We start from the raw sequence: 23179 nt of genomic DNA, 5'->3' as shown, positions 1-23179 counted from the left end.
ACTGAGTTTCTCAGAATCATGCGGAATGGTGATGAGAATGCTGATGACATTGCAGGGCGCTTCACCGGGACGTATACCGGAGCTGATGCGCGATCTTGCAAGTATGGGACAACTTGTGAAATTACCGACAAGAAGGGAAAGGGCCTTCCCGAGAGTGGTGAAGGAGAGGCCCTGGAAATACCCCACAGCCCCGAAAAAGAGCCAGTCAGTTGCTTAACTGACTGGCATTACACCAGAAAGGTGGCGTTAGAGTAGCAAGACGAGTGCCGGATATGACGTGAACGTGTTATCCGGCCTACAGATTAATCGTCCAGGAAGCTACGCAGCACTTCAGAACGGCTCGGGTGACGCAGTTTGCGCAGCGCCTTCGCTTCGATCTGACGGATACGTTCACGGGTAACGTCGAACTGTTTACCCACTTCTTCCAGCGTGTGGTCGGTGTTCATGTCGATACCGAAACGCATACGCAGAACTTTCGCTTCACGCGCGGTCAGGCCAGCCAGCACGTCGTGCGTTGCCGCACGCAGGCTTTCGGTGGTCGCAGAATCCAGCGGTAGTTCGAGGGTGGTATCCTCGATGAAATCCCCCAGATGCGAATCTTCATCATCACCGATCGGCGTTTCCATGGAGATTGGCTCTTTGGCGATCTTCAGCACTTTACGGATCTTATCTTCCGGCATCAACATACGTTCAGCCAGTTCTTCCGGCGTCGGCTCGCGGCCCATCTCTTGCAGCATCTGGCGAGAAATACGGTTGAGCTTGTTGATAGTCTCAATCATATGCACCGGAATACGAATGGTGCGCGCCTGATCCGCGATAGAGCGGGTGATCGCCTGACGGATCCACCAGGTTGCGTAGGTGGAGAACTTATAACCACGACGGTATTCGAACTTATCAACCGCTTTCATCAGACCGATGTTGCCTTCCTGAATCAGATCGAGGAACTGCAAGCCACGGTTGGTATATTTCTTGGCGATAGAAATAACCAGACGTAAGTTCGCTTCAACCATCTCTTTCTTCGCACGGCGGGCTTTCGCTTCACCGATGGACATACGGCGGTTGATGTCTTTAACCTGCTCAATGGTCAGGCCGGTTTCTTCTTCAATTTGCTGCAGTTTCTGCAGGGCGCGATGCACTTCTTCAGAGACATCGTGCAGTTTTTCCGACCACGGTTTGTTCATCGCAATCGCTGCATTGAACCAGGTATCGCTGGTTTCGTTGCCGGTAAACAGGGTGATGAAGTTTTTCTTCGGCATTTTGCACTGCTCAACGCAGAGCTTCATGATCAGACGTTCTTGTGTACGAACGCGATCCATCATGACGCGCATGCTGTTGACCAGGTAGTCAAACTGCTTCGGCACCAGGCGGAACTGTTTGAACACTTCAGACAGTTTCAGGATCTCTTCCTGAGCGGCTGCGTGACTGCGGCCTTTCGCTTTGATGGTGTCGCGCGTTACAACATACTGGGCACGCAGTTCAGCAAATTTTTCGCGAGCCAGTTCCGGGTCGATGCTGTTGTCATCGTCGGCGCTGTCGTCGTCGGCATCTTCTTCGTCTTCATCTTCGTCATCGTCCAGATCTTCCTGAGAAAGCTCTGAACCGACGTGAGTGGCGGTTGGTGCCAGTTCTTCTTCTGCGTTCGGATCGACAAAGCCGGTGATCAGATCGGACAGACGTGCTTCTTCCGCTTCAACGCGATCGTACTGTTCCAGCAGATAGGTAATCGCTTCTGGATATTCAGCAACGGAGCATTGAACCTGGTTGATCCCGTCTTCGATGCGTTTAGCGATGTCAATTTCGCCTTCGCGGGTCAACAGTTCAACGGTGCCCATTTCACGCATGTACATGCGTACCGGGTCAGTCGTGCGCCCGATTTCAGATTCCACGCTGGAAAGCACCTGTGCGGCGGCTTCGGCAGCATCTTCGTCTGCTGTGTTTTCAGCCAGCATCAGATCATCGGCATCCGGCGCTTCTTCCATCACCTGAATGCCCATGTCATTGATCATTTGGATGATGTCTTCGATCTGATCGGAATCGACGATATCTTCCGGCAGATGGTCATTGACCTCGGCATAGGTCAGATAGCCTTGCTCCTTACCACGGGTGACAAGAAGTTTTAGCTGTGACTGCGGGTTTTGCTCCATAAGACGGTATCCACACTTATTTCATGAGGTTGGTGTTGGGCGATTGACCGGATATCATTCAGATATTAATGCTGAAATCCAACGGTTGTTTACCGCCAACGATAATTACGAGGGCGTACTTATATCATTGCCGCTGCCTCTCAGTGCGGCTGTCGGGGGCTTCCCGATCGCTATTCGGCACTTAAGCCGTTAAATCACTTTTTCGCCAGCTCCTGGTTTAATGTCCAGAGTTCCAGGCGTTCTTCATTACTTAGACCATGCGTGCGCTCACGAGCGATTAACTCTTCCTGGCGCAGTTCAAGCAACGAATCAAACATATGGTTGAGTGAGTCGGTGAAGGTTTGCTCAGCAATATTCTTATCTGCTATATCGTCCCACATCGACAGTTTTTCAAGGGTGGCAGCATTATTTGTGCCACGATAGTGCTCTAAAAGTTGCCCGGTGGTCAGACCTGGCTGAGAGAGACAAGTGTTGACCAGTTCTCTGAATAAGCCAAGTCCGGGGAGCTTATTTTGATCCAGATTTTCCAGCGGCGGGACTAACGTCGCTAATTCTGGATTTTGCACCAGCAACCCTATAAGTATACGCATGGTCGTGCGTTTTAGCTGCGGAACAGGACGAGAAACACCGTTCTCCGCTGCTTTCGGCATTAATCGTTCAAGCTGGCTGTCATCAAGTATGCCTAACTTGTTGCCTAATTCCTGACGAAGATAGATGCGCAATGTTTCTCCGGGCACCTGAGAAATCAGCGGCAGCGCCAACGTACTTAAACGCGCACGCCCGTCAGGTGTGCTCAGATCAACTTGCGGCATCAGGCTGTTAAACAGAAACGCAGAGAGCGGCATGGCCTGCTCCATACGCGCTTCAAACGCCTCTTTACCTTCTTTGCGTACCAGCGTGTCAGGGTCTTCGCCATCCGGTAAAAACATAAAGCGTAGCTGACGACCATCTGTCATATAGGGCAGCGCAGTTTCTAACGCTCGCCACGCGGCATCACGACCTGCGCGGTCGCCGTCATAACAGCAAATGACATTGTTGGTCGCGCGGAACAACAACTGAATGTGATCGGCAGTGGTCGATGTACCCAACGATGCAACGGCGTAATTAATACCGTATTGCGCCAGAGCAACCACGTCCATATAGCCTTCGACCACCAACAGACGCTGGGGTTCAGCGTTATCCTGCTGCGCTTCATAAAGACCGTAAAGCTGGCGGCCTTTATGGAAAATATCAGTTTCCGGCGAGTTCAGGTATTTTGGGGTATCGTTGCCCAGCACGCGCCCACCAAAACCAATCACCCGACCGCGTTTATCGCGAATGGGGAACATCACCCGCTCGCGGAAACGATCGTAACTGCGACCCTGATCGTTGGTTACCAACATGCCTGCATCAATCAATGACTGGCGATTTTCTGGATTGTCGCCAAACCGTTTCAGGACGTTGTCCCAGCCGGGGGGCGCAAAACCAATCGCAAAACGGGCGATTACCTCATGGCTTAATCCGCGTTTTTCCAGATACTGGCGCGCAGATGTAGCAACAGGTTGCTGTAAAGATTGTTGGTAAAACGTATTCAGACCGTCCATCAACTGATAAAGAGTTTGCCGTTGATGGCGCTCTATCTGGCTGGGGCCGCTGCCTGCTTCAAATGGCACTTCAAGATTGTGCATTGCCGCCAACTCTTCGACCGTTTCGACGAACTCGAGTTTGTCGTAGTTCATCAGAAAGTCGATCGCGTTGCCGTGCGCGCCACATCCAAAGCAGTGGTAAAACTGTTTCTCACCGTTGACGGTGAAGGACGGGGTTTTTTCGTTGTGGAATGGACAACACGCGTGAAAATTCTTGCCCTGCTTTTTTAGCTTCACACGAGCATCGATCAGATCGACGATGTCAGTGCGCGCCAGCAGATCATTAATGAATACGCGTGGGATTCGTCCAGCCATAGGCCCCGATTTTTAGCAATTCATAAACGAAAATAAGCCGCGCATTCCTTTCGGAAGCACGGCCTTACAACTACAACTCGGTCTGATCGGAGAGCAACGCTCTCGGGGAATTAGTACAGACGAGTACGGCGTGCGTTTTCGCGAGCCAGTTTCTTCGCGTGACGTTTCACTGCAGAAGCTTTAGCGCGCTTACGTTCGGTAGTCGGTTTTTCATAGAATTCACGACGACGAACTTCCGCCAGAACACCTGCTTTTTCGCAGGAACGCTTGAAGCGACGCAGAGCTACGTCGAACGGCTCGTTTTCACGTACTTTAATTACCGGCATGTGCCTCTCACCTTTGATTAATTCGGTTTGCCGCTGGCATCAACGCCAGCTTATTTCAAAATGGTGCGGAATTTTACTGCAATTGCTGCTGCTTTGTAAAGCACCGCGGCCTTTTTTGAAAGGGACTTTTATAAGGGTGAGGAGTATACACGAGGCTTTCTCCAGGGGCGAACAAAGTTTTACATCAACCCGCATTGGTCCTACACTGCGCGGTAATAAAGCGAGGTAAAACAAGTCATGCGTGTACTGGGTATTGAAACTTCTTGCGATGAAACCGGCATCGCCATTTACGACGATGAAAAAGGTTTGTTAGCCAACCAATTGTATAGTCAGGTGAAATTACACGCTGACTACGGCGGCGTAGTGCCTGAACTGGCCTCCCGCGATCACGTGCGTAAAACCGTACCGTTGATCCAGGCGGCGCTGAAAGAGTCCGGGCTGACAGCAAAAGATATTGATGCAGTGGCCTATACCGCAGGCCCTGGATTAGTCGGCGCGCTGTTGGTTGGCGCAACGGTTGGGCGTTCGCTGGCGTTTGCCTGGGGCGTTCCGGCGATCCCGGTACACCATATGGAAGGGCATCTGTTAGCGCCGATGCTGGAAGATAACCCACCGGAATTTCCGTTTGTCGCGCTGCTGGTTTCCGGCGGTCATACGCAGTTAATCAGCGTCACTGGTATTGGTCAGTACGAGTTGCTCGGTGAGTCCATTGATGACGCTGCCGGGGAAGCGTTTGATAAGACCGCGAAGCTGCTGGGGCTGGATTATCCAGGCGGGCCGTTACTGTCGAAAATGGCCGCCCAGGGTACTGCCGGGCGCTTTGTCTTCCCGCGTCCGATGACCGACCGTCCGGGGTTGGATTTCAGCTTCTCTGGCCTGAAAACCTTCGCGGCAAATACCATTCGTGACAACGGCACCGACGACCAGACGCGTGCTGATATCGCTCGCGCTTTTGAAGATGCGGTGGTCGATACGTTGATGATTAAGTGTAAGCGAGCGCTGGATCAGACGGGCTTTAAGCGACTGGTCATGGCAGGCGGCGTGAGTGCTAACCGCACGCTGCGGGCGAAACTGGCGGAAATGATGAAAAAGCGTCGTGGCGAGGTATTCTACGCGCGTCCGGAGTTTTGTACCGATAACGGCGCGATGATCGCCTATGCCGGAATGGTGCGGTTTAAAGCAGGCGCGACGGCGGATCTCGGCGTGAGTGTGCGTCCGCGCTGGCCACTGGCAGAGTTACCGGCTGCGTAAGGCTATGATTCAGCCTGTGAAAAGGATAAGCACGGGCTGAAAAATCACTCAGGATCTTTTTCGCGCTTTCTTTTGAATTTCGTCCAGATTTTTGTCTCTTGGTGACGCCACAGACGCTGGATGTTGTCATGATGACGCAGCAGGATCAGGCAAGAGAGCATCGAAACCGGGAAGGTGAATTGTGGCTTAAACCACCAGACATAAAACGGAGCAATCAGCGCGCTGACAATCGCCCCCAGCGACGAATATCCACTCAATAGCACGGTAAGCAGCCAGGTTCCCGCCATCACGCCCGTTAAATCCCAGCCAATCGGGGCTATTGCACCAAAAGCGGTGGCAACGCCTTTCCCCCCTTTAAAACCGAAGAAAACCGGCCAGATATGTCCAAGACAGGCAGCTATGGCAATTAAGCCTAACCAGAAGGGGCTGACACCTAATACATACGCGCCCCAAACGGGCAACATTCCTTTCAGAACGTCGAAAATCAGTACTGCTACGGCTGCTCCCTTGCCACCGATACGTAATACATTGGTTGCGCCAGGATTACCGGAGCCGCTGGTTCGCGGATCGGGCAGACCACACAAGCGGCAAACCAGAATGGCACTGGAAATGGAGCCGCAGAGGTACGCGATGAGGATCATTCCAGGCGCGATTGCACTCATAAGCTGTTCCGTTTTGAAAATTCGTGTTTAACGATGAATCCGTGGATAATACGCACATTTCGCCGGAAGTGGTATCCGGGTTAGCCAAAAAGCGAGCAGGTCGTGATGGATATTGTATTTATAGAGCAACTTTCGGTAATCACCACTATTGGTGTTTACGACTGGGAACAGACCATCGAGCAGAAGCTGGTGTTCGATATCGAAATGGCGTGGGATAACCGTAAAGCGGCGAAAAGCGATGATGTGGCGGACTGCCTCAGCTACGCAGACATCGCAGAAACGGTGGTTAGCCACGTCGAGGGGGCGCGTTTTGCGTTAGTGGAACGCGTGGCGGAAGAAGTGGCGGAATTGCTACTGACTCGCTTTAACTCTCCGTGGGTGCGCATCAAACTCAGCAAGCCAGGTGCAGTGGCGCGCGCTGTTAATGTTGGCGTAATCATTGAGCGTGGCAATAATCTGAAAGAGAATAATTAATTTTATAGCTGTTAAACCAAATGGTTATAAGCGGGTCATACTGCAGTAGTTTGGACAAGCGGTATATTTTTATAATTTAGGGGTTTATTGATGAGCGATATGCACTCGCTGCTGATAGCGGCAATATTGGGTGTGGTCGAAGGATTGACAGAATTTCTGCCGGTATCCAGCACGGGCCACATGATTATTGTCGGTCATTTGTTGGGATTTGAGGGCGATACGGCGAAAACCTTTGAAGTCGTTATCCAGTTAGGATCGATTCTGGCTGTGGTTGTCATGTTCTGGCGGCGTTTGTTTGGCCTGATTGGCATTCATTTTGGCCGTCCATTGCAGCGCGAAGGAGAAAGCAAAGGCCGGTTAACGCTGATCCACATTTTACTGGGGATGCTCCCGGCAGTTGTCCTGGGGCTGTTATTCCACGATACGATTAAGTCATTGTTTAACCCGATAAATGTCATGTACGCGCTGGTCGTTGGCGGTCTATTGTTGATTGCCGCGGAATGCCTGAAGCCGAAAGAGCCGCGCGCGCCGGGTCTGGATGATATGACATATCGTCAGGCGTTTATGATTGGCTGTTTCCAGTGTCTGGCGCTGTGGCCGGGTTTCTCCCGCTCCGGAGCGACTATTTCTGGTGGGATGCTGATGGGCGTGAGTCGTTACGCCGCTTCTGAGTTCTCGTTCCTGCTGGCGGTGCCGATGATGATGGGCGCAACGGCGCTCGATCTCTATAAAAGTTGGGGGTTCCTGACAACCGGTGATATCCCGATGTTTGCCGTTGGGTTTTTCACCGCCTTTGTGGTGGCGCTGATTGCGATTAAAACCTTCCTGCAATTAATTAAGCGGATTTCGTTTATCCCGTTCGCCATTTATCGCTTTATTGTGGCGGCTGCGGTGTACGTTGTGTTCTTTTGATGTGAAGAACAGTGTCGGATGCCTGGAATTGTCCACGATTGCGTAGGCCGGATAAGTCGTTCACGCCGCATCCGGCAATCAACGCCTGATGCGACGCTTGCGCGTCTTATCAGGCCTACAACCGTCGTTGACATGTAGCCGGATAAGGCGTTTATGCCGCATCCGGCAAAATGCCCAAAACTTATTCAGGCTTTGGGCAACGTTGTTCCTTCCAGGTAGCCACCGCCGCAATTCGGCGTCGTGTCAGCTCCTCGCGGATCTCCACGCCTTTAAATCCCGCGTCAACAACCGCCTTTGTTGGTACTGACTGCGCTACTTCCCACGCTTCACGTAACCAGCGTCCTTGTGGGTAATCTGCCGCTTCAAAACCGGTTCGACCGCGCACGTCTGCCTCGCTGGTCAGCGCCAGTTGCTCGACACGCTGCGGTTTACGCCAGGCATCGATGGAATCAAACAATTTGACGATGGTTTTCGGATTCAGCATTGGGAAGGTGTGGATGAGATCGTGAAACTCCGCGACCAGTTTGGCTAAATCGCGGATTTCATTAGGGACGCGCAGGCGCTGGCACAATTGTTCTACTAATTTCACGCCTGCCGGACCATGACCATGATGACGTGGCCACAGCTCCGGCGGCGTTAGCCCTTTACCGAGATCGTGGCATAACGTTGCGAAACGGACATCGACCTGCGGACTTAGCATCGCCGCCATTGAGAGTGTCATTAAGGTGTGAATACCAGTATCGATTTCCGGGTGCCATTTCGCCGGAGCGGGGACACCAAACAACGCGTCGATCTCCGGGAATAAAACGCGTAATGCGCCGCAATCGCGTAGTACCTGAAAGAACACCTGTGGATTGCGGGTTGTGAGGGCGCTTTCAGTTTCTTTCCACACGCGTTCGGGCGTCAGGTGTTCCAGTTCACCCGCGTGGGTCATCTCGCGCATCAACGTCATTGTTTCATCGGCAATACGAAAACCGAGATGAGCATAACGTGCGGCAAAACGCGCTACGCGTAGCACGCGTAGCGGATCCTCGCCAAAAGCGGGGGAAACATGGCGCAGAAGACGGCTTTGCAGATCGCCCAGACCGTTGTACGGATCGATAATATCGCCGTCATCATCCTGGGCCAGCGCATTGATAGTCAGATCGCGACGCTGAAGATCATCTTCCAGCGTGACATCAGGCGCGGCATAACAGGTAAAACCTGTGTATCCCGAACCGGATTTCCGCTCGGTACGCGCCAGCGCATACTCTTCATGCGTTTGCGGATGCAGAAAAACAGGAAAATCGCGGCCTACCTGCTGGTAGCCCGCGTCAAGCATCTGTTGTGGCGTGCTGCCGACAACCACCCAATCTCTGTCTTTGACCGGTAGCCCTAATAACGCATCCCGAACCGCACCACCGACCAGATAAATCTTCACGCCATTTTCCCTTCGTCAAATACACAATTCCTAATAATAAGATAGTGTGACGAAGAAGGCGATTTAGTTCATCCAGCGATCTTTACGTTTGCGCGTTGGGATCAGGTGCGGCAATACCAGACCGAGCAGCAAGCCAAGCCCCAGCACGCCGCCACCATACATAAACCACTGCATGATGATGGTGCGCTGTTTGTCATCCAGTTGCACGCTGGCGGCATCAACTTTTTTCTGGGCGACAATCAGTTCGTTTTTCAGCTTCTGATTTTCTTCTTTTAACCCGTTGATCACGCTGTCGCTCTGCGCCACTTTCTGCTGCATTTCTGCCGTGCGCTGATTCCAGGTGTTATCGATATTAGTGAGCTTATTGGTCAGGGTTTTGACCTGATTTTCCAGATCTGGCACACGGGAGCGTAGACTTGGCTCTGTGCTAAGTTGTTTCAACGGGATCCAGGCGGTACGACCAGAGCTGTCTTTCACCTGGGCGTAACTGGTGTTGGCGTCAGTTTGTAATAATGTCACTTCCTCACCGGCGTTAACCGTGCCCACGAGGCGATAATTATCTCCCGGGCCACTGCGGACCCAGGTATTCAGTTCGTCAGAAACATAGCGCTTTTCTTCCGCGTGAGAGACGGCAGTGGCGCTAAGCGCGAGTAAAGTTAGTGCGATCAGGCGTAATTTTGGCATCAGGCTGTCGTTATTGTCATGGAAAGTGGAACGATAGTAGTGGCATCAGTGTCGCTACGCAAAGCATTCGGCATCAATCGGAATCCTCTGTGTCAGCTCTTGCCACTGTTTCAAACTTTTACGCCCGTCAAAATGCTCGTTGCATGGCAATTTGGCGCAAAATACTATCTACTGACAAAAAAGATCGCATTTAGTTCGCCGTTCATCGTCACTTATGTGACATAACCGATAAGTAAAGGCCATGGCTCAGGAAATCGAATTAAAGTTTATTGTTAATCACAGTGCCGTTGAGGCGTTGCGTGACCATCTCAATACGCTGGGCGGTGAGCATCATGACCCCGTGCAGTTGCTCAACGTCTACTACGAAACGCCGGATAACTGGCTGCGTGGGCACGATATGGGCCTGCGTATTCGTGGCGAAAATGGTCGCTATGAGATGACCATGAAAGTTGCCGGGCGGGTAACGGGCGGGTTACACCAGCGACCGGAATATAACGTTGCGTTGAGTGAGGCGAACCTCGATCTGGCACAGTTTCCAGTAGAAGTCTGGCCAAACAATGAATTACCTGCCGATCTTGCTTCCCGCGTACAGCCGCTGTTCAGCACTGATTTTTATCGCGAAAAATGGTTGGTAGATGTTGATGGCAGCCAGATTGAGATTGCCCTCGATTTGGGGGAAGTGAAAGCCGGTGAATTTGCTGAACCCATCTGCGAACTGGAGCTGGAATTACTTAGCGGTGAAACGCGCGCGGTGCTGAAACTGGCGAGCCAACTGGTATCGCAAACCGGATTGCGTCAGGGCAGCCTGAGCAAAGCCGCACGTGGTTATCACCTGGCACAGGGCAATCCTGCGCGTGAAATTAAACCCACCTCTATTCTGCATGTTGCGGCAAAAGCGGATGTCGAGCAGGGGCTGGAAGCGGCGCTGGAGCTGGCATTAGCGCAATGGCAGTATCATGAGGAGCTGTGGGTACGCGGCAACGATGCGGCGAAAGAGCAAGTGTTGGCAGCCATCGGCCTGGTTCGTCATACGCTGATGCTGTTCGGTGGCATTGTCCCACGTAAAGCGAGCACTCACTTACGTGATCTGCTGACCCAATGTGAAGCGACAATTGTTTCTGCGGTTTCTGCCGTAACGGCTGTCTACTCTACCGAAACGGCAATGGCGAAACTGGCGTTGACCGAATGGCTGGTAAGCAAAGCCTGGCAGCCGTTTTTAGATAGCAAAGCGCAGAGCAAAATGAGTGATTCCTTTAAACGCTTTGCTGATATCCATCTCTCCCGCCACGCCGCTGAGCTGAAAAGTGTTTTTTGCCAGCCGTTGGGCGATCGCTATCGTGATCAGTTGCCACGTCTTACGCGTGATATTGACTCCGTATTGCTGCTGGCAGGTTATTACGATCCTCTCGTCGCGCAAGCCTGGCTGGAGAACTGGCAGGGGCTGCGTCACGCTATTGCGACCGGGCAACGCATTGAAATTGAACATTTCCGTAATGAGGCAAACAATCAGGAACCGTTCTGGTTGCACAGCGGAAAACGTTAATCAGGCAAGGATAAAATCGCGTATGAAGCCGCTCTCTTCACCGTTACAGCAGTACTGGCAGACCGTTGTTGAGCGGCTGCCAGCGCCTTTAGCCGAGGAATCACTTAGCTCACAGGCGAAGTCAGTACTTACCTTCAGTGATTTTGTGCAGGACAGTGTGATTGCGCATCCAGAGTGGTTGGTGGAACTGGAAAGCGAACCACCGCAGGCCGACGAATGGCAGCATTACGCTGCATGGTTACAGAAGGCGCTCAGTGATGTAAACGATGAAGCCAGCTTAATGCGCGAACTGCGGCTGTTCCGTCGGCGCATTATGGTGCGTATTGCCTGGGCGCAAACACTGGCGCTGGTTGCGGAAGAGAACATTTTGCAGCAACTCAGCCATTTGGCGGAGACGCTGATTGTCGCGGCGCGTGACTGGCTGTATGACGCCTGCTGCCGCGAATGGGGAACGCCGTGTAATGCGCAGGGCGAAGCGCAACCGCTGCTGATTTTAGGCATGGGTAAGCTGGGTGGTGGAGAACTGAATTTCTCCTCGGATATCGATCTGATTTTTGCCTGGCCGGAACATGGTTGCACGCAGGGAGGACGCCGCGAACTGGATAATGCTCAGTTCTTTACCCGCATGGGCCAGCGGCTGATTAAAGTGCTGGATCAACCGACGCAAGATGGCTTTGTCTATCGCGTGGATATGCGGCTGCGCCCGTTTGGTGAAAGTGGCCCGCTGGTGCTGAGTTTCGCGGCGCTGGAAGATTATTACCAGGAACAGGGGCGTGACTGGGAGCGTTACGCGATGGTCAAGGCGCGGATTATGGGCGATAGCGATGGCGTTTATGCTAACGAATTGCGTTCGATGCTGCGTCCGTTTGTTTTCCGCCGTTACATCGATTTCAGCGTGATCCAGTCGCTACGCAATATGAAAGGGATGATTGCCCGTGAAGTCCGCCGTCGTGGCCTTACTGACAACATCAAACTTGGTGCCGGTGGCATTCGTGAAATTGAATTTATCGTCCAGGTGTTTCAGCTCATTCGCGGTGGGCGCGAACCGTCGCTGCAATCACGCTCTTTACTGCCAACACTCAGCGCCATTGCCGCGCTGCATCTGCTTTCTGAAAACGATGCCGAACAATTGCGAGTGGCATATCTGTTTCTGCGTCGTCTGGAAAACTTGCTGCAAAGCATTAATGATGAACAAACCCAGACGCTTCCAGCCGATGAGCTTAACCGTGCGCGGCTGGCGTGGGCGATGGATTTCGCTGACTGGTTGCAACTGACCGGAGCGCTGATCGGACATATGACCAATGTGCGCCGGGTATTTAACGAACTGATTGGCGATGACGAAAGCGAAACTCAGGAAGAGTCGCTATCGGAGCAGTGGCGTGAGTTGTGGCAGGATGCGTTGCAGGAAGATGACACCACGCCGGTGCTGGCGCATCTTAGCGAGGATGATCGCAAACAAGTGCTGGCGCTGATTGCCGATTTCCGTAAAGAGTTAGACAAACGTACCATCGGGCCGCGCGGACGTCAGGTACTCGACCATCTGATGCCGCATCTGCTGAGTGACGTTTGTGGGCGTGAAGATGCCGCCGTCACGCTGTCGCGTATTACCGCCTTGTTGGTGGGGATTGTCACTCGTACCACTTATCTTGAGTTGCTCAGTGAATTTCCGGCGGCGCTTAAACATTTGATTTCGCTGTGCGCTGCATCTCCGATGATTGCCAGCCAACTGGCGCGTTATCCATTATTGCTGGATGAACTGCTCGATCCGAACACGCTCTACCAGCCGACGGCGACTGATGCATATCGTGATGAACTGCGCCAGTATTTGCTGCGCGTGCCAGAAGATGATGAAGAACAGCAGCTTGAGGCGTTGCGTCAATTTAAACAGGCACAGTTGTTACGTATTGCTGCCGCGGATATTGCCGGAACGCTGCCAGTGATGAAAGTGAGCGATCACTTAACCTGGCTGGCGGAGGCGATGATCGATGCTGTGGTACAGCAAGCATGGGGACAAATGGTTGCCCGCTATGGTAAACCGAATCACCTGAGTGAACGCGAAGGCCGCGGTTTTGCGGTGGTCGGCTACGGTAAGCTGGGGGGCTGGGAGTTAGGCTACAGTTCTGATCTTGATCTGATCTTCCTGCACGATTGCCCGATGGATGTAATGACCGACGGCGATCGGGAAATCGACGGACGGCAGTTTTATCTGCGTCTGGCGCAACGCATTATGCACCTGTTCAGCACACGTACTTCTTCCGGCATTTTGTATGAAGTGGATGCGCGGCTGCGCCCGTCCGGAGCGGCGGGAATGCTGGTTACCTCCACAGAAGCGTTTGCCGATTATCAGAAAAACGAGGCCTGGACGTGGGAGCATCAGGCGTTGGTGCGTGCGCGTGTGGTGTATGGCGATCCACAACTGACAGCGCAATTCGACGCGGTGCGTCGGGAAATTATGACACTGCCGCGTGAAGGTAAAAACCTACAAACGGAAGTGCGGGAAATGCGCGAGAAAATGCGCGCTCATCTCGGCAATAAACATCGCGATCGCTTTGATATCAAAGCCGATGAGGGCGGAATTACCGATATCGAATTTATTACCCAATATCTGGTGTTGCGCTACGCTCATGAAAAACCAAAGTTAACGCGCTGGTCAGACAACGTGCGCATTCTGGAACTGCTGGCGCAAAACGACATTATGGAAGAGCGGGAAGCGATGGCGCTAACCCGTGCTTACACTACGCTTCGCGATGAACTTCACCACCTGGCGTTACAGGAGTTGCCGGGCCATGTGCCGGATGAGTGCTTCACCGCAGAGCGTGAACTGGTGCGGGCAAGCTGGCAGAAGTGGCTGGTGGAGGAATGAAGTGTGATATTATCGCGCGCAAATTTTGAATCTCTCAGGAGACAGGAATGAAAGTAACGCTGCCAGAGTTTGAACGTGCTGGAGTGATGGTGGTTGGTGATGTGATGCTGGATCGTTACTGGTACGGCCCCACCAGTCGTATTTCGCCGGAAGCGCCGGTGCCTGTGGTTAAGGTCAATACCATTGAAGAACGTCCGGGCGGCGCAGCCAACGTGGCGATGAACATCGCTTCTCTCGGTGCTAACGCGCGTCTGGTTGGGCTGACAGGTATTGATGATGCGGCGCGCGCGCTCAGTAAATCACTGGCGGACGTGAACGTAAAATGCGACTTCGTTTCTGTGCCGACGCATCCAACCATTACCAAACTGCGGGTGCTTTCCCGTAACCAACAGCTTATCCGCCTGGACTTTGAAGAAGGTTTCGAAGGCGTCGATCCGCAGCCACTGCACGAGCGGATTAATCAGGCGCTGGGTTCGATTGGCGCGCTGGTGCTTTCTGACTACGCCAAAGGCGCGCTGGCAAGCGTACAGCATATGATCCAACTAGCGCGTAAAGCGAGCGTTCCGGTGCTGATTGATCCAAAAGGTACTGATTTTGAACGTTACCGTGGCGCTACACTGCTGACGCCGAATCTCTCTGAATTTGAAGCTGTTGTTGGTAAATGTAAGACCGAAGAAGAGATTGTTGAACGCGGCATGAAACTGATTGCCGATTATGAACTCTCTGCGCTGCTGGTAACCCGTTCCGAACAGGGGATGACACTGCTGCAACCGGGGAAAGCGCCGCTGCATATGCCAACTCAGGCGCAGGAAGTTTATGACGTAACTGGCGCAGGCGATACGGTGATTGGCGTGCTGGCGGCAACGCTGGCTGCGGGTAATTCACTGGAAGAAGCTTGCTTCTTTGCGAATGCGGCAGCAGGCGTTGTTGTCGGTAAATTGGGGACGTCCACGGTTTCACCGATCGAGCTGGAAAACGCAGTACGTGGACGTGCGGACACCGGCTTTGGCGTGATGACTGAAGAAGAACTGAAGCTGGCTGTAGCCGCGGCGCGTAAACGCGGTGAAAAAGTGGTGATGACCAACGGCGTCTTCGATATTTTGCATGCCGGGCATGTCTCCTATCTGGCAAATGCCCGTAAACTGGGCGACCGCTTGATTGTCGCCGTGAACAGCGATGCCTCCACTAAACGGCTGAAAGGGGATTCTCGTCCGGTTAATCCGCTCGAACAGCGCATGATTGTACTGGGCGCACTGGAAGCGGTCGACTGGGTGGTATCATTTGAAGAAGATACGCCGCAGCGCCTGATCGCCGGGATCCTGCCGGATCTGCTGGTGAAAGGCGGCGACTATAAACCGGAAGAGATCGCCGGGAGTAAAGAAGTCTGGGCCAACGGCGGTGAAGTGCTGGTGCTCAACTTCGAAGATGGTTGCTCGACAACCAACATCATCAAGAAGATCCAACAGGATAAAAAAGGCTAACTGGAAAGCGGTTCGCAGATCTCGCTTCGTGCCAGGTAGAGCTATTGGCGCTGTTGTTTTTTCAACCTAAGGTAAAGGAACAAGGGTAAGGGAGGATTTCTCTCCCTCTGATGAGTTGTTAGTAAGTCGGGAAACTTAACAGTAACAACACAACCAGTATGATGACGAACTTCATCATAACCCTTTCCTTCTATAAGGCCCCTTCCTTGGGAGGGGCTTTTCCGTTTCAACCCCTTACTGACTCTCCGAGTGTTGATGAGTGACAGACCCCGCACAATGCTTTCTCTGATGCAGTTTGGTCTTCCCCGAGCGGTCACGCAAAACGCTGCAACAGCCTGATCATTTGCACTTTTTGCTGGAACGTAGATATAAAAAATCCCCGGCTTTTTGAGCCAGGGATGTGAATATAAGAAGATTTATTCTACTTTATCTGCGACGGGAATCGATGAAGCCAATGGTGAAGTCAGTGCCGCCAGCGAACCGCCTGAAACACCGATTTCATTAAGTAGAGAGTCAATAAGCGGTGCCTGTGTACGGTAAGAAAGAGCGGCTGATAATGCCTGCTCCGCCAGGTTTCCTCCGCCAACGCTGCCTGATGTCGCATCACCCGCAGCGCCGCCACGATTCAAGCCATCGACCTGAATAATCTTGATACCGTCAATAGACTTCATCGGCTCAACGGATTTCTCGATTACAGCAGGCAGAGACTGCAATAGTGCCAGCTTGAATTTAAGGCTGGTTTGTTCGTCAGAAAGTACGTTGATGGCGTCGTTCAACGCTCGTTGCGCTTCTGCTTCTGCCAGGCCTTTTTTACGCGTAGCTTCGGCTAACTCAACAATGGCTGCCGCCTGCATTTCTGCAGCTTCTTTCTCTGCTTTCGCCCGCACGGTCAGTTCAACTGCTTTGGTTTCCGCATCCTGTGCTGCTGCAATCAGCGCTACCTGCTTGGCACGGTCAGCTTCGGCGGTCTGACGTGTCGTTTCTACGTTTTGCTGGGCGCTTACTGCTTCTGCTAAAGCCAGATTGGCACGGGCTTCTGCCTGCGATTGTTGTTCCGATTTGGCCGCAATGGCGATCGATTTCGTTTGGTTGGCGATTTCGGTGACTTGTTGCTGTTCGATTTCTTTAATGCGAACTTCACGTTCAGCCTCAACTTTTCTGGAGCGGACGGCCTGCTCGCGGTCGATTTCGGTTTCCTGAATCTGACGTTCAGCAAGAATACGCGTTTGCTCTGCTTCACGCCGACGTTCAGCTTCAAAAGCAGCAATTTTTGCGTTCTGCTCGGCAGTGCGGGTTTTCACCTGCTGCTCCTGCTCAAGGGTCATAAACGCTTCTTGCTGTTCAATTTCCAGCTTCCGCGACAGCGCATCACGGTTTTTTTCACGAACCGCAACTTCTACATCTTGTTCAACCTCGTTACGTTCGCGGCGGCGACGTTCTGTTTCCTGGGTCAGCTTGGTCAAACCCTCAGCGTCAAAGGCATTATTCGGGTTGAAATGTTCTTTGGAGGTCTGGTTAAAGTTGGTGAGTGACACGCTTTCCAGTTCCAGGCCGTTTTTCGATAAGTCTTCTGCAACGGTATTTTGCACTCCCTGAACGAAGTTTTCGCGCGTATCTTGCAACTCATGCATCGTCATTTGTGCCGCTGTCGCACGTAGGGCATCGACGAATTTATCTTCGACCAGCATACGTAAATCTTCAGGCGACAGAGTGCGTTGCCCCAGCGTCTGAGCTGCGGTGGCAATTCCTTCAACTGAAGGTTTTACGCGCACAAAGAAAGCGACAACCACATCGACGCGCATACGGTCTTTCGTGATCAGACTATCAATTGTCGAGCGACTGACTTCCAGTTTCAATGTATTCATATTGATGGGGATTATTTCATGGAAGATAGGCATAACAATTGCGCCGCCGCTCATGACTACTTTTTGCCCGCCTAATCCGGTACGGACAAATGCCTGCTCGGCGGATGCCCGACGATAAAGCCGCGCGAAAATAATACCGATAATAAATAGAATGCATACGGCAACAATCGCGGTAAACATCCATGACGGAACTAAGTTGACAATATCATCCATTATTAAATTTCCTTTTAATTAAATAATTACAATATGTTTGGCCAGGGATTTTTTTCAGCCAAATACCGCGTTGTAGAAAGTCGACAAATAATTAATACTTTATCGCCTTTATTGAAGAATATCCCTTTTTCGGGTTCCAGTAATAAATAGTGTATTTGACCAAATTGATCAGTGAGTTTTCCTTCACAGGGTTTTCCGGAAGAGGCCTGATGACCAGTAATTAACGCCATGCAGCCAATATATTCTTCTTCTGTAATGGCAGTACTATGGTCGCGAGGGAGCCAGGGCGCAATCACCTTGCCGGTATAATGCACCATGATAATTGTGAGCAGTAAACTAACTGGAACTACGAACAGGTTTGGGAGTGGTGTTTGCCAGAGCATGACACAGACATGCTGAAGAAGAATGCCAATGAGGCCAAAAAAGCCTGCCAACAGACAGAGGACGACGAGGGCTGGCAGTTTTCCAATATTGAGATAATGAAGTGCCTGGCTAATATTACCTGTGGTTATGGAATCGTAATGATCAAGATGTGCATCAAGAGCGCCGGAGAGCATATGACCACAGATAATGGCAATAATTTCCAACAAACCGATCAATAGTACAAAGGAAATAGCAAAAAGATAAGGTGCGTTATAGTCGGTAAATAAAATCATCTGTCACTCCATCGTCCATTCAGTGACGCATTGTTTACAATGGTATTGTTTCCTTTCTTACATTTGCTTTTGCTAATAATAACATGTGTTAGTGATGTTTTAAAAGGGGAAGTCCATTAATGTTATTTTTTATTTTTCGATAAAAAGTGTGATCCGAAACAATATATTTACGCACGTTATGTTTAAAGGCACTACACTGATTAAGGAATACTGAAATCAGAAAAAGCATATAGCCTTAAAAGGTATGCGATAACCGGAGGATGTGCTTATGGATCATAGTCTTAATTCTTTAAATAATTTCGATTTCCTGGCGCGTAGTTTTGCCAGAATGCATACTGAAGGCCGCCCGGTCGATATTCTGGCCGTCACCGGTAATATGGATGAAGAACATCGAACCTGGTTTTGCGCCCGCTATGCATGGTATTGCCAGCAGATGACACAGCCAAGAGAACTGGAATTAGAACATTGATATTACGGGCCATTTGGCCCGTTTTTGTTTATTTTATTCAGGCTTATCAACTGGTGGGATAGCTGGTGGAGATTGAGTTTCTGCTGTCGGGGTGCAGCGTGTTTCCAGTTCACTGATGCGCTGTTCCAGCAATGCCAGTTTCTCACGAGTCCGTAACAAGACCTGCGTCTGAACGTCGAATTCTTCACGGCTTACCAGATCGAGACGCGTCAACTGCGCTTGTAGGGTTTGGCGGATTTTCTTCTCCACATCTTCCCCGAACTCCCTGATTCCTTTAGGCATCGATTCGTGAACCTGGCGAGCGATTTGCTCAATTTTTTTCGGGTCAATCATTGTAGTTTCCCTGAACTGATAGGTATTGAGTAACATTGTAGTGCGATAAGAGACAGGCATAAACCAGAATTATGTGAACCTGCAGCGTTGCTGCCGCTAGCCATTAGCGTTATAGTGATCTCGCTTATTCTCAGGGCGGGGCGAAATTCCCCACCGGCGGTAAATCAACATAGTTGAAAGCCCGCGAGCGCTTTGGGTGCAAACTCAAAGGACAGCAGATCCGGTGTAATTCCGGGGCCGACGGTTAAAGTCCGGATGGGAGAGAGTAACGATTCTGTCGGGCATGGACCCGCTCACGTTATTTTGGCTGTATGCCGCCACTCCTAAGACTGCCCTGATTCTGGTAACCATAATTTTAGTGAGGTTTTTTTACCATGAATCAGACGCTACTTTCCTCTTTTGGTACGCCTTTCGAACGTGTTGAAAATGCACTGGCTGCGCTGCGTGAAGGACGCGGTGTAATGGTGCTTGATGACGAAGACCGTGAAAACGAAGGCGATATGATCTTCCCGGCAGAAACCATGACCGTTGAGCAGATGGCGCTGACCATCCGCCACGGTAGCGGTATTGTGTGCCTGTGCATTACCGAGGATCGCCGTAAACAACTTGATCTGCCAATGATGGTAGAAAATAACACCAGTGCCTATGGCACCGGTTTTACTGTAACCATTGAAGCTGCTGAAGGTGTGACTACCGGTGTTTCTGCTGCTGATCGTATTACGACCGTTCGTGCCGCCATTGCCGATGATGCGAAACCCTCTGACCTCAATCGTCCGGGTCACGTATTTCCATTGCGTGCACAGGCGGGTGGTGTACTGACTCGCGGTGGTCATACTGAAGCGACTATCGATCTGGTGACGCTGGCAGGCTTTAAACCAGCAGGTGTGCTGTGTGAATTGACTAATGATGATGGCACTATGGCGCGTGCGCCAGAATGCATTGAATTTGCCAATAAACACAATATGGCGCTGGTCACCATTGAAGATTTGGTGGCGTATCGGCAGGCGCATGAGCGTAAAGCTAGCTGAAAACGGCTGCTTAAACTGGCGCGATAATCAAAGAAACCGAAGCGGTAGCAGGCTTCGGTTTTATTTTGTCTTCACCTGACGGAATGTAAATATCCCCTCTTTTTCTATGAAAAAATTTCACTGATATCAGCCAACCTTTTTCATTATGATCAAAATCATATATTTGTTCCGTTATTATGCGACCATATGAATATATCCGAAAAGGGTATGTGAAATTTATGCGCCAAATGTTTAGTATTGTTAAATATTAAGGGTAAAAAGGATGTTTATCGCCTGGTACTGGATTGTATTGATTGCGCTGGTTGTAGTGGGTTATTTCCTGCATTTGAAACGTTATTGTCGGGCTTTTCGCCAGGATAGAGACGCACTGCTGGAAGCGCGAAACAAATACTTAAACAGTACGAGAGAAGAGACGGCCGAAAAGCTAGAATAGGGCTTTATGGGAGCCAGCAGATGTTGTCCATGTACAGGACAACATCTGAAATTGTTTTTAGCCAATTCCTGCCGTTTGTAGCAGCACTAAACTGAATCCCATCACTGACATTCCGCATAGCACGCCATAGCTCGGGTTATTATTGGGGTCTATCTCTTTCGCTAACGGCATTAATTCGTCAACAGAGAGCGCCACCATAATCCCAGCCACCGCCGCCATAATTGCCGCCATAACGACGGGTGAAATCATGCTGCCGAGGATCAACCACGCCAGAATGCCGCCGAGTATTTCCGCCAGCCCAGAAATTCCCGCCCACAGAATCGCTGTTCGTTTTGACCCCGTAGCTGCATAAACAGGACCCGCCACTGCCAGACCTTCAGGAATATTGTGTAATGCAACGGCCAGCGCGATGCCAAAGCCCAGTTCCAGATTGCTGCTTGCCGTTACAAAGGTAGCGATACCTTCCGGGAAGTTATGCAGACTGATGCCAAGAGTGAGCAGAATGGCAGTACGCTTGATCGATTTTGGTAACGGTTGCACCGATTTTTGCATTAAATCCTGCGGATGCGCATGCGGTAACATACGGTCCAGACCAAAATAGCCCAGCAGACCAAAGATAAACATCCCATAGCCCAGAACAGGGGACATCCCTTCAGCGGCTAATGCGGCAGGTAGCATCTCCATCAATGAGATAAGCAACATGATCCCCGCTGCAAATCCTAGCGAAAACGCCAGTAGCCGGTTCGAGGGTTTTTGCCCGAGAACGCCGAGAAACGCGCCAATAAACGTGGCTGCCCCCGCCAGTATGGTCAGAATGAGAGGTACTGACATCGACTACTCCTTATAAATCTTCACCTTCAGGCGGATCTTCAAAATAACTGATGATGATCATCATTGTTATCCGGGTTCTTACTCCGCCGAACAAGCGTATTGTGAGGATATCAAAATGACACCTTTAGTTAAGGATATCATCATGTCTTCAACACGTATGCCAGCATTGTTTTTAGGTCACGGTAGCCCGATGAACGTGCTGGAAGATAATCTATATACCCGTAGCTGGTACAAGTTGGGGATGACGTTACCGCGCCCGAAAGCGATTGTTGTGGTTTCGGCTCACTGGTTTACCCGGGGAACAGGAGTTACTGCGATGGAAGCGCCGCCCACTATTCATGACTTTGGTGGCTTTCCGCAGGCGCTTTACGACACTCATTACCCGGCTCCAGGATCGCCAGTATTGGCGCAACGTCTGGTTGAATTGTTAGCGCCAGTCCCTGTCACGTTGGATCAAGAAGCCTGGGGTTTTGATCACGGTTCGTGGGGCGTGCTGATTAAGATGTATCCGCAAGCTGATATTCCGATGGTGCAGTTGAGTATCGATAGTACTAAACCCATCGCCTGGCATTTCGAAATGGGGCGTAAACTGGCGGCGCTGCGCGATGAAGGAATAATGTTAGTCGCCAGCGGCAACGTGGTGCATAACCTTCGCACAGTAAAATGGCATGGCGACAGCTCACCGTATCCGTGGGCGATGTCGTTCAATGAGTATGTGAAAGCGAATTTAACGTGGCAAGGGCCAGTGGAACAGCATCCTCTGGTGAACTACCTGGACCATGAGGGCGGGGCGTTATCGAACCCAACACCGGAACACTATCTACCGCTTTTGTATATTTTAGGCGCATGGGATGGGCAAGAGGCAATTACCATTCCAGTCGATGGCATAGAAATGGGGAGTTTAAGTATGCTATCGGTGCAGGTAGGTTAATAGATGAAGAAAACCGAAGCCAAATTGTTGGCTTCGGTTTGCATTACCTTACTTTCTCAGCAGGTTAAGTCCCCACGCACCGCTCATCACCAGTAGCAGCAACAAACAGAGACCAAAAGCCAACATACAGGCCTGTGCCATGTTCATAAAGTGCCACGGAGGTAGCAGATACCAACCTTCAGATTGCTGATACATCTCCACAAACCACTGCTGCATACTGCTCAGTGTGACGCCATCAGGAACGATTGGCGCATCATAGCCGCAATCCCCGGTAGGCTTGAACCAGTTTGGAGCCCATTGTGCCAGCGGCAGATTAAAGGGAAAAGTGGGATCGGTCGAGCAACCCTGTACGCCAAACAGTGAATCGGGATCCGGGTTATGCACTGCATGATGGATATCGTTCAGTTTGAGCGAAAACTTCAGTCCCATAATGCTGCCGTAAAAGGCCATCACACAGCCAATCAACTTAAGGACGATATTCTTCGGATTAATCGCCGCAACCAATCCACCAATAACCATCACAAACATGGCGTAGCGAATGTAAACACACTGCTCACAGGGTGCCATGTAGAGATAGATCTGGAAGAAAGAGTGCGCCAGGATAATCAGCGCGCCCATCGCAACAGCCATTAACAACCATAAAAAGCGTTGTTCCTGCCATCTTACCAGCGTGTTCACCGGTGAAGTGCTAAGGTCTTTCCACATTCCCTTAATACCCAT

The 23179-nt window shown here is 51.2% G+C and carries 22 protein-coding genes, 1 pseudogene and 1 riboswitch; of the genes and pseudogenes, 11 read left to right on the top strand and 12 right to left on the bottom strand.

Annotated features, from left to right (window positions below; all coding sequences use genetic code 11):
- Nucleotides 1–217, top strand: a pseudogene (locus A9587_RS13720) (IS4 family transposase); the annotation flags it as partial.
- 85 nt (nt 218–302) lie between these two features.
- On the opposite strand, the gene rpoD reads toward A9587_RS13720, so the two are convergent.
- The 3 genes from rpoD to rpsU all read right to left on the bottom strand — a co-directional run bounded on the left by rpoD (nt 303) and on the right by rpsU (nt 4410).
- Nucleotides 303–2144: an RNA polymerase sigma factor RpoD gene (rpoD, locus tag A9587_RS13715; RefSeq protein WP_000437384.1), complete on the bottom strand. Its 1842-nt coding sequence runs from the start codon at nt 2142–2144 to the stop codon at nt 303–305.
- Between the two features lie 194 nt (nt 2145–2338).
- The gene (dnaG, locus tag A9587_RS13705; protein ID WP_000918813.1) at nt 2339–4084 is read right to left on the bottom strand and encodes a DNA primase; all 1746 of its coding nucleotides are present in this window, start codon (nt 4082–4084) and stop codon (nt 2339–2341) included.
- Between the two features lie 110 nt (nt 4085–4194).
- Complete coding sequence (gene rpsU / locus A9587_RS13700; protein WP_001144069.1) at nt 4195–4410, bottom strand: 30S ribosomal protein S21; 216 nt, start codon at nt 4408–4410, stop codon at nt 4195–4197.
- 237 nt (nt 4411–4647) lie between these two features.
- On the opposite strand from rpsU, the gene tsaD reads away from it, so the two are divergent.
- Entirely contained in the window at nt 4648–5661 is a 1014-nt protein-coding gene (gene tsaD / locus A9587_RS13690; protein WP_001264356.1) for a tRNA (adenosine(37)-N6)-threonylcarbamoyltransferase complex transferase subunit TsaD, read from the top strand.
- A gap of 44 nt (nt 5662–5705) precedes the next feature.
- Here tsaD and plsY read toward each other — a convergent pair whose 3' ends face one another.
- Nucleotides 5706–6323 (bottom strand): glycerol-3-phosphate 1-O-acyltransferase PlsY, encoded by a 618-nt coding sequence (gene plsY, locus A9587_RS13685; protein WP_001272800.1) that lies wholly within the window; start codon nt 6321–6323, stop codon nt 5706–5708.
- A gap of 105 nt (nt 6324–6428) precedes the next feature.
- On the opposite strand from plsY, the gene folB reads away from it, so the two are divergent.
- Complete coding sequence (gene folB / locus A9587_RS13680) at nt 6429–6797, top strand: bifunctional dihydroneopterin aldolase/7,8-dihydroneopterin epimerase (RefSeq protein WP_010378860.1); 369 nt, start codon at nt 6429–6431, stop codon at nt 6795–6797.
- A 90-nt stretch (nt 6798–6887) separates the two neighbouring features.
- Entirely contained in the window at nt 6888–7709 is an 822-nt protein-coding gene (gene bacA / locus A9587_RS13675) for an undecaprenyl-diphosphate phosphatase (protein WP_105263505.1), read from the top strand.
- A 181-nt stretch (nt 7710–7890) separates the two neighbouring features.
- On the opposite strand, the gene cca is transcribed toward bacA, so the two are convergent.
- Both cca and A9587_RS13665 read right to left on the bottom strand, forming a co-directional pair.
- A complete protein-coding gene (gene cca, locus A9587_RS13670; protein ID WP_001517122.1) occupies nt 7891–9129 on the bottom strand; it encodes a fused tRNA nucleotidyltransferase/2',3'-cyclic phosphodiesterase/2' nucleotidase/phosphatase Cca in 1239 nt (412 codons plus the stop codon).
- Nucleotides 9130–9192: 63 nt separating this feature from the next.
- Nucleotides 9193–9813: a TIGR04211 family SH3 domain-containing protein gene (locus A9587_RS13665; RefSeq protein ID WP_001125318.1), complete on the bottom strand. Its 621-nt coding sequence runs from the start codon at nt 9811–9813 to the stop codon at nt 9193–9195.
- Between the two features lie 241 nt (nt 9814–10054).
- On the opposite strand from A9587_RS13665, the gene ygiF reads away from it, so the two are divergent.
- The 3 genes from ygiF to hldE are packed head-to-tail and all read left to right on the top strand — an operon-like array spanning nt 10055 to nt 15700.
- On the top strand, nt 10055–11356 hold the full coding sequence (gene ygiF, locus A9587_RS13655; RefSeq protein ID WP_000046322.1) for an inorganic triphosphatase: 1302 nt from the start codon (nt 10055–10057) through the stop codon (nt 11354–11356).
- Nucleotides 11357–11378: 22 nt separating this feature from the next.
- Nucleotides 11379–14219 (top strand): bifunctional [glutamate--ammonia ligase]-adenylyl-L-tyrosine phosphorylase/[glutamate--ammonia-ligase] adenylyltransferase, encoded by a 2841-nt coding sequence (glnE, locus tag A9587_RS13650; protein WP_010378851.1) that lies wholly within the window; start codon nt 11379–11381, stop codon nt 14217–14219.
- Nucleotides 14220–14266: 47 nt separating this feature from the next.
- Complete coding sequence (gene hldE / locus A9587_RS13645; RefSeq protein WP_000869164.1) at nt 14267–15700, top strand: bifunctional D-glycero-beta-D-manno-heptose-7-phosphate kinase/D-glycero-beta-D-manno-heptose 1-phosphate adenylyltransferase HldE; 1434 nt, start codon at nt 14267–14269, stop codon at nt 15698–15700.
- 118 nt (nt 15701–15818) lie between these two features.
- Here hldE and ibsE read toward each other — a convergent pair whose 3' ends face one another.
- From ibsE to A9587_RS13630, 3 genes are all read right to left on the bottom strand, one after another.
- Nucleotides 15819–15878, bottom strand: a complete 60-nt coding sequence (gene ibsE, locus A9587_RS13640) for a type I toxin-antitoxin system Ibs family toxin (protein WP_001387082.1) — start codon at nt 15876–15878, stop codon at nt 15819–15821.
- Between the two features lie 238 nt (nt 15879–16116).
- Nucleotides 16117–17778 carry a flotillin family protein gene (locus A9587_RS13635; RefSeq protein ID WP_000341014.1) on the bottom strand — a complete coding sequence of 554 codons (1662 nt, stop codon included), beginning with the start codon at nt 17776–17778 and terminating at the stop codon, nt 16117–16119.
- A 26-nt stretch (nt 17779–17804) separates the two neighbouring features.
- On the bottom strand, nt 17805–18434 hold the full coding sequence (locus A9587_RS13630) for an OB-fold-containig protein (protein ID WP_105263504.1): 630 nt from the start codon (nt 18432–18434) through the stop codon (nt 17805–17807).
- 268 nt (nt 18435–18702) lie between these two features.
- On the opposite strand from A9587_RS13630, the gene glgS reads away from it, so the two are divergent.
- The gene (gene glgS / locus A9587_RS13625; RefSeq protein WP_001517115.1) at nt 18703–18903 is read left to right on the top strand and encodes a cell surface composition regulator GlgS; all 201 of its coding nucleotides are present in this window, start codon (nt 18703–18705) and stop codon (nt 18901–18903) included.
- A 33-nt stretch (nt 18904–18936) separates the two neighbouring features.
- Here the strand turns inward: glgS and ubiK are convergent, their stop codons facing one another.
- Nucleotides 18937–19236 (bottom strand): ubiquinone biosynthesis accessory factor UbiK, encoded by a 300-nt coding sequence (ubiK, locus tag A9587_RS13620; protein WP_001517114.1) that lies wholly within the window; start codon nt 19234–19236, stop codon nt 18937–18939.
- Nucleotides 19237–19358: 122 nt separating this feature from the next.
- Nucleotides 19359–19507, top strand: a riboswitch (FMN riboswitch).
- A gap of 103 nt (nt 19508–19610) precedes the next feature.
- On the opposite strand from ubiK, the gene ribB reads away from it, so the two are divergent.
- Both ribB and yqiD read left to right on the top strand, forming a co-directional pair.
- Nucleotides 19611–20264 carry a 3,4-dihydroxy-2-butanone-4-phosphate synthase gene (gene ribB, locus A9587_RS13615; protein ID WP_001076995.1) on the top strand — a complete coding sequence of 218 codons (654 nt, stop codon included), beginning with the start codon at nt 19611–19613 and terminating at the stop codon, nt 20262–20264.
- Nucleotides 20265–20526: 262 nt separating this feature from the next.
- Nucleotides 20527–20697 carry a protein YqiD gene (yqiD, locus tag A9587_RS25455; protein ID WP_000469265.1) on the top strand — a complete coding sequence of 57 codons (171 nt, stop codon included), beginning with the start codon at nt 20527–20529 and terminating at the stop codon, nt 20695–20697.
- A gap of 57 nt (nt 20698–20754) precedes the next feature.
- On the opposite strand, the gene zupT is transcribed toward yqiD, so the two are convergent.
- Nucleotides 20755–21528, bottom strand: coding sequence for a zinc transporter ZupT (zupT, locus tag A9587_RS13605; protein ID WP_000115865.1), 774 nt, complete (start codon nt 21526–21528; stop codon nt 20755–20757).
- Between the two features lie 142 nt (nt 21529–21670).
- On the opposite strand from zupT, the gene ygiD reads away from it, so the two are divergent.
- Nucleotides 21671–22459, top strand: coding sequence for a 4,5-DOPA dioxygenase extradiol (gene ygiD, locus A9587_RS13600; RefSeq protein WP_010378843.1), 789 nt, complete (start codon nt 21671–21673; stop codon nt 22457–22459).
- 48 nt (nt 22460–22507) lie between these two features.
- Here the strand turns inward: ygiD and dsbI are convergent, their stop codons facing one another.
- Complete coding sequence (gene dsbI, locus A9587_RS13595) at nt 22508–23179, bottom strand: protein-disulfide oxidoreductase DsbI (protein WP_001517113.1); 672 nt, start codon at nt 23177–23179, stop codon at nt 22508–22510.

The sequence above is a fragment of the Escherichia sp. MOD1-EC6162 genome (assembly GCF_002965125.1).
GTDB classification, from domain to species: Bacteria; Pseudomonadota; Gammaproteobacteria; order Enterobacterales; family Enterobacteriaceae; genus Escherichia; species Escherichia marmotae.
The sequence above is the reverse complement of the archived record's forward strand: the minus strand, read 5'-3'. Positions and strand labels throughout refer to the sequence as shown.